The organism is Halobacillus yeomjeoni (assembly GCF_020171525.1).
Taxonomy (GTDB): domain Bacteria; phylum Bacillota; class Bacilli; order Bacillales; family Halobacillaceae; genus Halobacillus; species Halobacillus yeomjeoni.
On the sequence record NZ_JAIVAI010000001.1, the window covers coordinates 1,277,651 to 1,290,978 of the forward strand.

General features: G+C 41.8%; 13 protein-coding genes and 1 riboswitch. Of the genes, 4 read left to right on the forward strand and 9 right to left on the reverse strand.

Features of this window, described 5'->3' with window-relative positions; genetic code table 11:
• Positions 1 to 207: 207 nt before the first annotated feature.
• The 3 genes from thiT to LCL89_RS06640 form a co-directional block, all read right to left on the reverse strand.
• Positions 208 to 774: an energy-coupled thiamine transporter ThiT gene (gene thiT / locus LCL89_RS06630; RefSeq protein ID WP_197315531.1), complete on the reverse strand. Its 567-nt coding sequence runs from the start codon at positions 772 to 774 to the stop codon at positions 208 to 210.
• A gap of 90 nt (positions 775 to 864) precedes the next feature.
• Positions 865 to 965: riboswitch (TPP riboswitch) on the reverse strand.
• 99 nt (positions 966 to 1,064) lie between these two features.
• Complete coding sequence (locus LCL89_RS06635) at positions 1,065 to 1,820, reverse strand: alpha/beta hydrolase (protein WP_224808959.1); 756 nt, start codon at positions 1,818 to 1,820, stop codon at positions 1,065 to 1,067.
• A 53-nt stretch (positions 1,821 to 1,873) separates the two neighbouring features.
• A complete protein-coding gene (locus LCL89_RS06640; RefSeq protein WP_224808960.1) occupies positions 1,874 to 2,713 on the reverse strand; it encodes an SDR family oxidoreductase in 840 nt (279 codons plus the stop codon).
• 156 nt (positions 2,714 to 2,869) lie between these two features.
• On the opposite strand from LCL89_RS06640, the gene yfkAB reads away from it, so the two are divergent.
• Positions 2,870 to 3,994: a radical SAM/CxCxxxxC motif protein YfkAB gene (yfkAB, locus tag LCL89_RS06645; protein WP_224808961.1), complete on the forward strand. Its 1,125-nt coding sequence runs from the start codon at positions 2,870 to 2,872 to the stop codon at positions 3,992 to 3,994.
• A gap of 130 nt (positions 3,995 to 4,124) precedes the next feature.
• Positions 4,125 to 4,715, forward strand: coding sequence for a YgjP-like metallopeptidase domain-containing protein (locus LCL89_RS06650; RefSeq protein ID WP_224808962.1), 591 nt, complete (start codon positions 4,125 to 4,127; stop codon positions 4,713 to 4,715).
• A gap of 112 nt (positions 4,716 to 4,827) precedes the next feature.
• Here the strand turns inward: LCL89_RS06650 and LCL89_RS06655 are convergent, their stop codons facing one another.
• The 4 genes from LCL89_RS06655 to LCL89_RS06670 all read right to left on the reverse strand — a co-directional run bounded on the left by LCL89_RS06655 (position 4,828) and on the right by LCL89_RS06670 (position 8,905).
• The gene (locus LCL89_RS06655; RefSeq protein WP_224808968.1) at positions 4,828 to 5,481 is read right to left on the reverse strand and encodes an SIMPL domain-containing protein; all 654 of its coding nucleotides are present in this window, start codon (positions 5,479 to 5,481) and stop codon (positions 4,828 to 4,830) included.
• Positions 5,482 to 5,595: 114 nt separating this feature from the next.
• A complete protein-coding gene (locus LCL89_RS06660) occupies positions 5,596 to 6,381 on the reverse strand; it encodes an N-acetylmuramoyl-L-alanine amidase (RefSeq protein WP_224808970.1) in 786 nt (261 codons plus the stop codon).
• A gap of 188 nt (positions 6,382 to 6,569) precedes the next feature.
• Positions 6,570 to 7,724, reverse strand: coding sequence for a S1C family serine protease (locus LCL89_RS06665; protein ID WP_224808972.1), 1,155 nt, complete (start codon positions 7,722 to 7,724; stop codon positions 6,570 to 6,572).
• Positions 7,725 to 7,735: 11 nt separating this feature from the next.
• On the reverse strand, positions 7,736 to 8,905 hold the full coding sequence (locus tag LCL89_RS06670) for a zinc ribbon domain-containing protein (protein WP_224808974.1): 1,170 nt from the start codon (positions 8,903 to 8,905) through the stop codon (positions 7,736 to 7,738).
• A 469-nt stretch (positions 8,906 to 9,374) separates the two neighbouring features.
• On the opposite strand from LCL89_RS06670, the gene LCL89_RS16825 reads away from it, so the two are divergent.
• A complete protein-coding gene (locus LCL89_RS16825) occupies positions 9,375 to 9,887 on the forward strand; it encodes a 3D domain-containing protein (protein WP_318245604.1) in 513 nt (170 codons plus the stop codon).
• A gap of 43 nt (positions 9,888 to 9,930) precedes the next feature.
• On the opposite strand, the gene LCL89_RS06680 is transcribed toward LCL89_RS16825, so the two are convergent.
• Entirely contained in the window at positions 9,931 to 10,167 is a 237-nt protein-coding gene (locus tag LCL89_RS06680; RefSeq protein WP_197315521.1) for a hypothetical protein, read from the reverse strand.
• 455 nt (positions 10,168 to 10,622) lie between these two features.
• Here LCL89_RS06680 and LCL89_RS06685 point away from each other — a divergent pair, with 455 nt between their 5' ends.
• Positions 10,623 to 11,870 carry a YeeE/YedE family protein gene (locus LCL89_RS06685; RefSeq protein WP_224808976.1) on the forward strand — a complete coding sequence of 416 codons (1,248 nt, stop codon included), beginning with the start codon at positions 10,623 to 10,625 and terminating at the stop codon, positions 11,868 to 11,870.
• Positions 11,871 to 11,976: 106 nt separating this feature from the next.
• Here LCL89_RS06685 and LCL89_RS06690 read toward each other — a convergent pair whose 3' ends face one another.
• On the reverse strand, positions 11,977 to 13,320 hold the full coding sequence (locus tag LCL89_RS06690; protein ID WP_224808978.1) for a GH1 family beta-glucosidase: 1,344 nt from the start codon (positions 13,318 to 13,320) through the stop codon (positions 11,977 to 11,979).
• Between the last annotated feature and the right edge of the window lie 8 nt (positions 13,321 to 13,328).

Below are 13,328 nucleotides of genomic sequence, written 5' to 3' on the forward strand. Positions count from 1 at the left end.
TTATTGATTTTCTATATGGTCCATCCGTCCGTGTGTGTAGTTTTAATCCGTTCTTTACCCAGAGTATGGGACGAAAGAGCTGATACGAGTGCATATGTGAAATAACAACACCAGACAATAACAGGGCTTTTTATTTAGGCATTATACTATTCACCGTTTCACGCCTTTTTAAACAAGAAAAATCCGGCTCCTTAGAGCCGGATTCATTTAACGTAAGACAAGTTTAGGACGTTGGACAAACAGCAGACTAACGATCAATGCACTTAATATAAACGCGGGTAACATATACCCTCCGTTATAAACGAGCGAGTAAAGCCAAACCGGCTGACCTTCAGGAGCAAACTTACCATAAAAGACAATCCCTGCAATGAAATGACCTGCAAAGCGAAGGGCGCTTCCTATGAAGCAGCCGATTACGACCCAGAAAATCAATGATTTTTGCTTATTCTCTCTAATGGCCTCCCAAATAGGCTTGGCTACAACTCCTGCAAAACCTATGACAGCAAATGCTACTCCATAATCAAGGAAGGTCTGCAGTGGAGTCATGATATAGGCTCCCGTAAGAATTTGATAGATTCCGAATAACAGACCAGTCGCTACGCCTCCTTTAACTCCCCACCTGAATGCGATGATGAAGACCGGTACCATGGCAAAAGAAACCGATCCTCCTTGTGCCCAAAGCTTGAATGACAAAAATGGAATGATGTCCAGCAGAATTGCAAGTGCAGAAAAAATTGCAATTTCCACTAGAAAAAGCACACGTTTATTTCTCATTCCTAAATCCCCCTTATTTAAAGACACAAAAAAAGCAATGCCTGCAGGGAAGCTTCCTGATGGAGGAGCCTCGCTAAACACGCATTGCACCATCAAAAAAGCCACCATTCCTACACCAGTGTTAACTGACAGGTTCGAAGGGTCTGAACACATTGTTCACTCTCAGCCGGAAGGCTCCCCTTGAAGGCTTTATTCCGTTTGCTTTTCTTGATTTGTCTCTAGTATAAGTTATTTTTCGAACAATTACAAAAGAAAATTACATTGCCCGGGCAATAGTCAAAAAGACGGTCTTATCCAGTTTTAGTATTCGTATACATTTGGAAAAATTCCAGAGTCCGTTCCACGATCATATCCTGATCATGATCAAGAGTGGCTACGTGATAACTTTGTTCTAAGTGGACAATTTCCTTGTGTTCAGAAAATACCGTTTCAAAAATCACTTCTGAATTATGAGGCGGCACGACATGATCCTCATCAGAAACGAAAACGAGTATCGGAACATGGACACTGGAAAGCTTCATTTTTACTATATTCATCAATTCCTGCAGCTCTCGAATGGACCGGGCGGGTGTTCGTTCATAGGCCAGTTCTTTGATGCCTTCTTTTTTAATGTCGGATGCGACTGCATCTAAGAAACGGTCTCCACTCTGAGCCATGGTATCCATGGTTGGGATATCTATCGCAGCATTGATAGGGACCACCCCGAGTACATCAGGAAATTGTACGGCTGCATGTAAAGCCAGCGTACCACCCATTGAAAGCCCTACGACAAAAACAGCATCACATCTTTTCTTTAAAGCGTGATAGGCTGTATCTACTGAAGCCATCCAGTCTTGATATTGAGTGGATTCCATATCCTCAACAGTAGTCCCATGTCCTTTCAACCGAGGGGCACTGACGGTATACCCAGCTTTAGCATAAGCCATTGCCAGTGGACGAATACTCTGAGTTGTCCCTGTAAATCCGTGAATGACTAGAATCCCTATTTCATTCCCCTCATAAAAAATCGGTTCAGCGCCTGAGAGAATATTGATTTGATCTTCCATGAAGCATTCCTCCTCTAACAGGGTACTACCCTGATCGGGAGCCTTTTACACGATTAATAGGATTCAAGCAGCTTTTTGAGTACACTTTTCTCAAGCCAGGACCAAGGCAGAACCCTCTTCAAAAGGAGATTTACACGGACACCGGCTCCTATAGGGTATCGAAGCTTATTCACCCTGTCTTTGGAAGCTAATTTAGTCATAAGGGAGGCAACATGTGAAGGATCCCCATGGGATTCTCGATTCAATGCTTTCCACAATCCTTTTGTATATTCAGAATAAGGAGAATCTGGATCATGAATCTGATCTGGTACTTCCATCCCTGTAGACCATATATTCGTTTGATAGGAGCCCGGCTCTACTAAAGCGACACCGATTCCGAAAGGCTTCACTTCAAAACGTAAGCTTTCTGAAAAGCCTTCTAATGCATGTTTAGAAGAAACATAGGCTGATAACCCTGGAAACCCAATCAAGCCACTGACACTACTCACATTAATGATTTTCCCTGACTTCTGTCTCCTCATCACCGGTAAAACAGCTTGGGTTACTTGAACCAGCCCAAAGAAATTCGTTTCAAACTGACGACGATAATCATCGATCGGGACTTGCTCAACGAAACCCCCAAGAGCAAAACCAGCGTTATTAACGAGAACATCCAGCCGCTCCAACTGTTGGATTCTGGCATTAAACTCCTGAATGGAAAATGACTTTGTCACATCCAATTGCCATACTTCTATTCTCTCTCTCACCTCTCTCGTAATACGATCCGATTGAAATACAGATGCTTTTTCCATATTTCTCATTGTTGCAATGACACGAAAACCTTTTTCAGCACATTTCAGAGCCGTCAAGTATCCGAATCCGCTCGATGCTCCGGTTATCACGACCGTTTTCATCAACCTTTCCTCCTTTTTTCATTCTAATTAACCCTTCTATATTTGCAGGACTTTTCCCTCCTGTCAAAAGGAATCCTGCACTTGTGAAGAGAATAGTGTTAAAATAGAATGCGTCTGTCTTCAGACGAAAATTTTCAATAGAAAGGAAGTTTCATAATGAGTTCAAGCATGAAGCTTCAAGACATGTCCCCGAAAAACGACCCATGGGAAGCTTATATGGACGTGAAAGAACACGGGGAAATGACGTTATCCAATATAGAATTCACGACAACCACTCTATGTAATATGCGGTGTGAGCATTGTGCAGTGGGCTATACTTTACAATCGAAGGATCCCGATGCACTGCCGATGGAATTGATTTTGAAACGCTTGGATGAAATACCACACCTGCGAACGTTGAGCATCACAGGCGGGGAGCCGATGATGTCTAAAAAATCAGTGGATCAGTATGTGGTCCCGTTATTGAAATATGCCCACGAGCGAGGCGTCCGTACTCAAATCAATTCAAACCTTACCCTTCCATATGAACGATACATTCCGATTATTCCTTACCTTGATGTATTACATATTTCTCATAACTGGGGAACCATCGAAGAATTCATTCATACAGGATTCGCACGTATGGAGAGAAAACCTTCAGAAGAGAATCGAAAGAAATTCTTTGACAGGATGGTAGAAAACTCACAACGACTCTCAGAAGAAGGGGTCATGGTTTCAGCAGAAACCATGTTGAATAAAAGAACGTTCCCGTACCTTGAAGACATACATGAACATGTTCGTGAAATGAAGTGTGCCAGACACGAAATTCATCCGATGTATCCCGTCGACTTTGCCAGCAGTTTAGAGACGTTGAGCCTTGAAGAAATGCGGGAAGGAATCAATCGTCTGCTTGACTGCCGGGATTCTTCCACGTGGATGTTATTCGGCACTTTACCATATTATCCATGCAGTAGTTCGGAAGAAGATCTGCAGATGCTGAAACGACTTTATAGCGAGAAAAATGTAACCGTCCGAAATGACCCTGATGGCCGCTCCCGCTTGAATGTCAATATCTTCAGCGGCGATATCATCGTGACGGATTTTGGGGACGAGCCCGGCCTTGGGAATATCCAGAACACGAAACTCGTCGATGCCTACCAGCAATGGCTGTCTACCGATACAGCAAAAAGTTTGAATTGCCATTGTCCGGCAGTCGAGTGTCTCGGACCGAATGTGCTTGTAAAAAACACTTATTATAAAGAAGTCGATTTTCAAAAACGAAAAACAAAACTAACGCTCTGATTTTGAAGACTTTCCTTAGGAAAGTCTTCTTCTTTAATGAGAAAACCCATACAATCAGGGATTAGCAATACATTCAGACGGCTGTTTGAGTTATGATAAAAATAAACGCATAAAGAAAGGGGAATTTTACATGCCAATGGTAACCGATCAAACCAAAACCATTCACTATGACGTCCATAAAATGCCTGATATCCATTTCGTAAAAATATACATAGATGAACTGAACGGAATCCAAGTGACCGCTTCACCTTCTAGAGCTTTACCAAAAATCGAGAAATTTTTACATAAGAAAAAGGAATGGATTCATGAAAGGTGGTGCTCCCTGCATGATGACCTTTACGTCATCGACGAATTAGAAATGAAAGAGGAGCAAAGAATCCCTTATTTGGGGCGCTCATACAAATTACATATCAGCACAACAGACAAAGATCAACCAGATTTCGCTTTTCATAAGGGAAGCTTTCACTTCACCTACCCTGAAGAAATGGAAAAAGAGGCAGCAATCGATCATATGAAACGTTTGATGAATCAATGGTTAAAGGAAAAAGCGGGAGTCAAATTCAACGAACTCCATTCCGCTTCCATCGCAGTTGAAGAAGACCTTCATCGGCTTGGAGGCGTAGGTGAAGAACAGTTTCACCTTAATTGGCGCATGATTCAACGTTCCAAACCAGAAATTAAAAATATCATAAAGCAGTTGGAAAACAGGGAAACTTGTTGACCGACTCTTTGATTTTGAAAGAGTACAAAAAAAGGTGGAAGTGGTGAAACTCCCCTCACTACTTCCACTTCCATGCGAATGAAAAAACCGCAGAATATTCTGCGGTCTTCTTTTATGAAAAATATTGAAATTGAGCTTCCACTTTTGCTACCACTTCCTGTTCTCCAGGTTCAATAGGTGTTGCGCTGTAACTTGCAGTTTCCGCTTTCATATATGGTTGGACTGGGGAAGGCTGAACGATGCTGCTTTCAACGATTTTTACCGGGGTTTGGTCCAAGTTCAACTGTAGTGTATTGGCAATGGTCTGAGCATTAGCCAAAGCATTACCCAATGCGATGCTTAAAGCTTCCTGGTAATACATTTGCGCATTTTTCAAGGTGAACTGAATATTGGAAACTCTGTTCGCTCCATTCGCTACGGCTAAATCGATGATGGTTCCGGTTTGTTCGATATCATCAATCGTCACAGAAAGCATATGAGTCACTTGATAGCCTCTGAATTCTTGTTTTCCATCAACGTAATCATATTCTGGATAAATGTAATAATCCTGCGTTTGTATTTGTTCATCAGCGATTCCAGCTTGGTTGAGAGCATCAGTTATCTGTTGGATTTGATCGGCATTATCCTGCTGAGCTTTCGTTAGTTCTTCGTCTTTTGTAACCACTCCGATCTGGACCACAGCCGTGTCAGGCTGTACCAAAACTTTCCCACTGCCGTTCACCGTCATCAGACGCCCCTCATTGTTTCTATGATTATTGTTCATCATTGGATAATACAAAGAAACCACCCCTCTTCTATTTCATGAAAGGCGGTCTTTTTTTATACCAACACATGAAGAATATTCATACAAAAAGCCATTCATTCATGAATGGCTCTCTTTTTACTTCTTATTCAACTTATCGTACAGGTTCATCAAAGCAATAGCTAAATCTCCACGTTTCATCGGTTGTTCTGGACGGAATGTTCGATCGGGGTACCCATTTAACACACCGAGTGCTTTTGCTCTCATAATGTCTTTCGCATAATAAGAATTCAGTGGAACATCTAAAAATCCCGTGCTTGGAATTTCTTTTTCCTCTGGAACATATTTGACATTGAAATATTCACATATACCTTTGGCGTGCTCGATTGCTACTTCTTTTTGGAAGAGTGGGTCGATCATCAACAAAGCTTCTCGTTTGTTATCCATATACCCGTTTTCAGTCAATACAGCAATCATATCTGTTTCGCGGAGAACGTGGAAGTTCGCTTCCTTGATTCCGCGGAAATTCTGCTGCGTTCCCTGCTTCAAATGTTTCGCGATTGCTGCTGCTAATTTACCAGCCGGTTTATTTTTGTATCCAGGATACACATAAACTTCTATTCCGGAAGGGTCTGCACCTTGGAATGAACCGTCGAAAGCATTATAGTGAACAGCGATATATGCATCGGCCTTCTTCCGGTTCGCCAAATCAGTTCTTTCCTTCAACGGAACATCTTTATCAGTAGGAGCCACAAGAAGTGTATCAAATCCGCAACGCTCTAATTCTTTCTTCAGGAATTTCACGACAGCACGGTTGAACTCGTTTTCCTTGATTGCACGACCTAATTCCGGAATATAAGGCGTTCTCTTTCCCGCAGTGGCCATACCATGTCCATCGTCCAACGCAATTAACTTCTTAGCCATCTATTCGTCTCCTTTTCTATATTTATTAATTCATTGAAACCTTTACCCAAAAGGTACCAAAGAACCTTCATTACTATTAAATGCTTGTCTGAGAGATTTGCGTGTGCGTATGCTAGTGTTCGTACTATTTTTTTACATTTATGGACATAAAAAAGGTCTAAGAAGTTTTCTTCTTAGACCCATTCCCTCTACTCATCCACCTGGGATGTTAACTCTTTCCCCTGACCATTCATGATTTTCAAAGACTTGTTTTCATATTGCACAGGATAAGTTACTTTATATTTTTTAACGACCACTTCTCCGTCTTTCGTTTCTTCTGCTGTGAGGAAAACAGTAACTTCGACCCCATCTTCATTTGGATCGGCTACGATATTATCGACTGAGACAGCGAGCGTATTGTAATAGCCGGAACGGAATTCCTCAAAAGAGGTCTGTTCCTGCCATTCACTCGAAAGCAGGGAGTATGCGGTGACAAAGTCTCCCTGATTGATGCTGTTGTAAAAATACTGGACTAAATATGTGGCCTGCTCAGCTTTTGTCCCAGCTACAGGAGATTGCAATTCCTGTTCCTTTAATTCCGGAAACTCAGGCAGTGATTTCATCGGGGTTTCACTCCATTTTCGTACCATCGGTAAGACATCTGCGATCGGTATACTGAAACCGATAGATTCTTTCCCGATTTTTGCAGAGTTGATTCCGATGACCTCACCTGTCTTCCCATCAAGCAAGGGGCCTCCACTGTTTCCGGGTGAAATCGGCGCAGAAATTTGGTAGACATCCTCATACTCAAAAGGTTCTATGCTCAAGTTACGATTCAATCCGCTGATTTCTCCTCGAGTCACCGTGTTCTGAAGTCCAAGCGGGCTTCCCAGGGCTAAAACTTCATCCAGCAGTTCAGCGGTTTCCTCTTCCCGAACAGGCAGCGGCTCCTTATCTTTCAAACCAGAGACTCTTACTACCGCAACATCGGTATCCCTGCTCACCCCAATGACTTCACCTTCCATTTTCTTTGAATCTGCAGTCATTACACTGACTTTCTCATGGTTGGCGACCACATGGGCGTTCGTAATGATATCACCCTGGTTATTATACAAAAATCCTGATCCGATAGAACCGTCTTCCAGCTCGATTTGTACGACAAGTTTTTGAGATTCATAGATAATATCTTTCGTTTTTTTCGGTACTTTTTCTCCATTATCTTCTGTTTTTTCAGGGGCTTGATTCAATACGGTATCTGCTTTCAGTTGACTTGAAATATAATCTGTCACATAAAAGACAGCCCAACCGCCTCCCGCTAAGAGCAATAAAGATATGGAAAGGCTGATGATCCATTCACGCCTCACTCGTCATCCTCCTATTCTACTAACCATTCCATTTCAGTGATCTTCACTGAATACTCTCCATCATCAAGCTCATAATATACTTTCTCAAACGTTCCGACATCCCCGGGGTTCAGGTAAATCGGATAGACTTTCGCCTCTTCCGATTTTACGACCTTACCTTTTTCATTCAAGATGTCATACTTGGCAGTTATGGTACTGATGATTTGAGTAGCGACACTTTTAACTTTCCCAGTCACTTTTATATCTCCATATTCATCTTTCGTAAGTTTTGCTTCTACGACTTCCAAAGCGTCCGTTTTGTTTTTGAGCTCATCTTCAGCGGCTTGTTCCATCGCTTTTTCCAGTCGTTTCCTTTGTTCTTGTTCGAATGCTGTCTGCTCTTGCTTGATACGCTCTTTCAACTGCATCAGTTTTTCATCATTAGATACATATTGCAGCGCTTGATCCACGATTGCGATCGCTTCGCTGTACTGTTTTTCAGCAAGTGCATCTTCCGCTTTTTTAGTAGATAAAGTGATGATTTTTTCATTAATTTTCTTTCTCACTTTGGAAGCTTCTTCAAGGTTCAAGCCGGAGAGTGTATTCAATTTACCCGCAAGTTCATCCACGGTAGACAACCGGCTGATCTCATCATTGACTTTCATGACTGTGATCCTTGACTCCAAATGATTCGCCTCAGGAGTCAGCGTCACCAACAACCGACTCTTTTTTTCCTGAATCTGGTTCTGAATTTTCTTCAATTCACTCTCCGCTGTTTTCAGCTGATTCTCTTTGATCTGCTTCTCTACATCATCCAATTCTTCAGATAAAAAAAGTGCTGTTTGGACAGCATTCAATTCTGATTGCAAAACTTGAAATTCAGGGCGGCGGTCCACAGCCTGAACAAGAATTTTTTCTGCTTTTTCGTAGTTGCCAGACAAAGCAGATTCCTCTGCTTTTTTCTTCATATTTATTACTTCTTCATTGACGTTTTTCTGATGCGTGTAAACCACAAATAACGTTATTGTCATAATGATCAAAGTGATGACAGGGACAATCACCGGCCACCATCGTTTACTTTTCTTCCCACTTTTCTCCTTATGTATGTGATGCTCTTCAGTTCCTTTGATTGGTTGACCACATTGGGAGCAATAACGGGAGCCCTCTGACACTTCTTTTTTACAGTGGGGGCATACATTCATAACCCCGTCCTCCTTTTCCTATGGACTGTTGGACGTATGGTAGTCCACATCAGTCCTCATTATAGCATGAGAAAGTTTTATTTCGAACAGAAATTCAGAATGTGTTTCTTTTCAGACAAAACGCCTTTTTTTCTAAAATCATGATAGGCGCACTACCTGTTTTCAGCCATCGTACATAAGATACGTTATAAAATGGAGGAGGAATATGGCTATGGCTAAAAATGAATCCAATAAACAATCCAATCAACCTAGACAAAGACCATCTCGCCCTACTTGTTGTGGAAAAAAGAGAAAAGGAAATTCAAAATAATGAAGTGATCACGAGCCGCCAGGAGAACGAGCGGCTCGTAACTTTTAGGGACTTTGACTGCAATCAAAATGTAACAGAATTGACGCGGTTTTGTATTTGTTTGCCGTTCCCCTAACCTGTTATACTCATCTCATGAGATTTTGAAAGGGGACAAAAGTCATGAAGAAATTATCATTTTTACTATTTGCGGTGACTTTGTATACAGGCCTAATGGTGAATTTTCAAACCCAGTCCCATACGATTTTTGCTGAAGAAAAAACACAAGAGTCTATAAAAAACGCCCAAGAGATGGTAACAAAAAAAATAGAGATCGATGATAAATCAACGGATCATACCCGTTTTGAGAAAGATAAAAATAAAAAGCCTTCACAATCTGAAGTGAAACGAACTGTAAATGTAGAGGCGACGGCTTATACCGCTTTTTGTGATGGGTGCAGCGGCATCACGTATACAGGAATTGACTTGCGCAGCAATCCTGATAGAAAAGTTATCGCTGTAGATCCTGATGTTATTCCTTTAGGATCAAAAGTAAGAGTTCCTGGATATGGGGTAGCTGTTGCAGGAGATATCGGAGGCGACATTCAAGGGAATAGAATTGACGTATTCATTCCCCAGCAAGGACAAGCATTAGACTTTGGCCGACGTCAAATTCAAGTTGAAATAATAAGTTAAATAAAAGACCAGCCATCTGCATGAGCAGAGGCTGGTCTTTCGTTTAGTCTCTGGAGAATCGAGTCTTCTTGGCACAACGATCAAGATAGAAGCATTCAACACCACTGGTGTGAAGGGCAACTCCGTCTTCCAGATACCACCAAGTACCACGATCAAGCTGTTTGACAATGAATTCCATTGCTTCTCTTTCATCCATCTCTTCACTCAATTCCAAATCGTGGGTGACCACGCGCTTGCTGTCTAATAAGAAGATTACATGCCACTCTTTTTGTTTAACCATATGGAATCACTCCTTTTTATGTATCTTAAATATTATTCAATACCCTTTGCTGTCTTAGTTTAATCTTTCAATTGAATAAAATACATAAAAAAATAAAAAAGCTACGCAAATTCACCGTAGCTTGTTCAAATTTATAAAATGGTCGGAGGAGGTGCGCCAGATGTACGCCACGAAGTTCTTCGACTTGATTTCAGACAAACAAGGAAAAACCAACGGGTGACATTGCGGCAGATGACAGGTATAAGACATCCCTCCATAAAATTAATGATTTTCAGCCTGTCCACGGTTCCATGTTACCACTTGTCTGAAAGCCACGTGTTAAGGGTTCGTAAACGCATGTTATTTCTTTGTACAACCATTCTATGCATACTTGTTTACAAATAGACGAGTTATATTTTACACTTGGATATATTCTTTTAAAACCAAGTAAACTTATATGATTTAGGAGGAATATAATGCAGACTTCCATCCATCAACATTCAATTAAATGGAACAATAAATCCACGGTCGTCGATCAATTGAATCCCGTACAGCTACCTTTAGTGGTGATAGGGATTTTCTTCTCTATTTTGCTTTTTTCATTGATTGTTTCTGTCACCTCTATCACCCAAGGCGTACTGTTTATCATTGGGATCGCTTTCGGTTTGACTCTTTTACATGCCCGATTTGGTTTTACTTCAGCTTTTCGACGTTTACTTTCTGTAGGTAACATCCAAGGGCTGCAATCTCATTTGCTCATGTTAGCTGTAGCCACCACGCTTTTTGGAATTATTTTGTCGACTGGATTCAGTTTTACCGGATCAGGCCCTCAAGGGTACGTCTTTCCAGTAGGACTTAGTGTAGTCGCAGGTTCATTCTTGTTCGGAATAGGTATGCAGATGGGTTCTGGATGCGCATCCGGCACGCTTTATACCGTGGGCGGAGGCAAATCTTCAATGATATTAACTCTGCTGGGTTTCATAGGTGGGTCCGTACTCGGAGCCTATCATATAGCTTTTTGGAGAGGTCTTCCGTCTTTACCTGCTATCTCTCTGGCAGAATCTACGGGCTTTGGTTATTTTGGTGGATGGATCGTACAAATGCTTATTTTCGCAGGTATTTATGGAATTACTCTTAAAATTGCAAGAAAGAAAAATCCACCGAAAATGAAACCATTAGCTACAACCACAGGTTTCAAGAAGTTATGGCGTGGAGCTTGGCCATTGCTTTTGGCAGCCATCATCCTCGGAGGACTTAATGCTCTTACCCTATCAATTCGAGGAAATCCATGGGGAATCACCTCAGCTTTCGCGCTTTGGGGTTCCAAGTTCTTACAGTTATTGGGTATCGATGTATCCAATTGGACTTATTGGCAAGGCAATACAGAGGCGTTGCAGCAAACCGTCCTCGCTGATTCAACGAGCGTCATGAATTTCGGAATCATATTAGGAGCCTTCATTGCTGCAGCATTTCAGGGGAACTTTAAACCTGGAAAAATAAAACCAGGAATCGCAGCTGCATCGATTGTCGGCGGTGTCTTGATGGGATATGGTGCCCGACTTGCTTTTGGCTGTAATATCGGAGCATATTTCGGTGGCATCGCTTCCTTCAGCCTTCACGGTTGGGTTTGGATGATCATGGCTTTGGCAGGAACTTACACAGCCCTTTTTATCCGCCCTTTATTCGGATTGAAAAATCCTTCACCTAAAGATTCGATCTGTTAAAAAAAGGTTGGCTATTTGAGCCAACCTTTTTCCACTTCTATATTTTGTTTATCTAATTCTTTCAGATAGAAATCGGTTTCGTTGTCCGACAAAAAAATAAGTTCCTTTATAGTTCGAACCAACCGTTCTGAATCGTTTGTCGATACCAGTAATAACTATCCTTCGGTGTTCTTTCAAAGGTACGGTAATTGACGTGAATGATTCCAAACCTTTTCTCATATCCTTCCGCCCACTCGAAGTTATCCAAGAGCGACCATACGATATAGCCTTTGATCGGGACCCCTGCTTTGATCGTACGATGAATGGAAGTCAAATGCTGTTTCAAATAATCGATACGCTCTTGGTCCCTGACACGTCCATCTTCGACTTCGTGGTTATAACAAGCACCATTTTCAGTGATGTAGATCGGCACATCGCCGTAAGTATCATTTAGATCAGTAAGCAGTTTATAGAAGCCATCTGCATAAATCGGCCAGCCGATATCCGTCTTACGATAATCAAGCGGAACCTCTTCCACTTCAAATAGTCCTTCGCCTTCTTTGTGCCTTGCCAGGCTGCCTGTGTAATAATTGATACCCATGAAGTCAATCGGTTGAGAAATCAGTTCAAAGTCTCCATCTTCCACTTTCGGGGAAGCGTTGTCGTTTTCAAAGATTGAAGTTAACTCTTCTGGATAAGAACCTTTGAATACAGGATCCATGAACCATTCCTTCTGCCACATCATCCCTCTACGAGCTGCATTGACATCTTCTTCAGCAGGACTGAAAGGCTCCAGCCAAGTCGCGTTTGGTGCATAACCGATTTCTCCTTCAGGTACAAGCTCCCTGAAAGATTTCACAGCTTTACCATGTGCAAGTAAAAGGTTATGAGCGACATCAACACCCGCCTGCAAATCTGTTTTACCCGGGGCGTGAATACCTAGATAGTTGGATAAGAAAGAAGCACACCATGGTTCGTTGATCGTGATCCATTTATTAACCTTTTCACCGAATTCCTTGAACATCGCTTCTGCATACTGTTGGAAAGCATCTGTCGTTTCTCTGCTTTCCCATCCGCCTTTATCCTGTAGAACCTGAGGCAGATCCCAATGATATAGCGTAATCATCGGTTCAATTCCATTTTCAATCAATTCATCAATCAAGTTATGATAATATGCTACGCCTTTCGGATTCAATTCCCCTGTTCCTTCAGGAATGACGCGAGGCCATGCAATAGAAAAACGATATAGATCTACACCTAATTTTTTCAGATGCTGCACATCTTCTTTATATAGATGATAGCTGTTACAAGCTTCATCTCCATGATCTCCATTTTTTACGTTTCCAGGAGCATGAGAAAACGTATCCCATATTGAAGGTGATCTTCCGTCTTCATTGGCTGCCCCTTCAATTTGGTAGGATGCAGTTGCTGCTCCCCACTTCAAATCTTTAGGAAATTCTATTGTTGTCATTTCGGTAA

Bases quoted from the DNA above. Each gene is read 5' to 3' on its own strand.
- thiT (WP_197315531.1), bottom strand. From the start codon at position 774: ATGAGAAATAAACGTGTGCTTTTTCTAGTGGAAATTGCAATTTTTTCT.
- LCL89_RS06635 (WP_224808959.1), bottom strand. From the start codon at position 1,820: ATGGAAGATCAAATCAATATTCTCTCAGGCGCTGAACCGATTTTTTAT.
- LCL89_RS06640 (WP_224808960.1), bottom strand. From the start codon at position 2,713: ATGAAAACGGTCGTGATAACCGGAGCATCGAGCGGATTCGGATACTTG.
- yfkAB (WP_224808961.1), top strand. From the start codon at position 2,870: ATGAGTTCAAGCATGAAGCTTCAAGACATGTCCCCGAAAAACGACCCA.
- LCL89_RS06650 (WP_224808962.1), top strand. From the start codon at position 4,125: ATGCCAATGGTAACCGATCAAACCAAAACCATTCACTATGACGTCCAT.
- LCL89_RS06655 (WP_224808968.1), bottom strand. From the start codon at position 5,481: ATGATGAACAATAATCATAGAAACAATGAGGGGCGTCTGATGACGGTG.
- LCL89_RS06660 (WP_224808970.1), bottom strand. From the start codon at position 6,381: ATGGCTAAGAAGTTAATTGCGTTGGACGATGGACATGGTATGGCCACT.
- LCL89_RS06670 (WP_224808974.1), bottom strand. From the start codon at position 8,905: ATGAATGTATGCCCCCACTGTAAAAAAGAAGTGTCAGAGGGCTCCCGT.
- LCL89_RS16825 (WP_318245604.1), top strand. From the start codon at position 9,375: ATGAAGAAATTATCATTTTTACTATTTGCGGTGACTTTGTATACAGGC.
- LCL89_RS06680 (WP_197315521.1), bottom strand. From the start codon at position 10,167: ATGGTTAAACAAAAAGAGTGGCATGTAATCTTCTTATTAGACAGCAAG.
- LCL89_RS06685 (WP_224808976.1), top strand. From the start codon at position 10,623: ATGCAGACTTCCATCCATCAACATTCAATTAAATGGAACAATAAATCC.
- LCL89_RS06690 (WP_224808978.1), bottom strand. From the start codon at position 13,320: ATGACAACAATAGAATTTCCTAAAGATTTGAAGTGGGGAGCAGCAACT.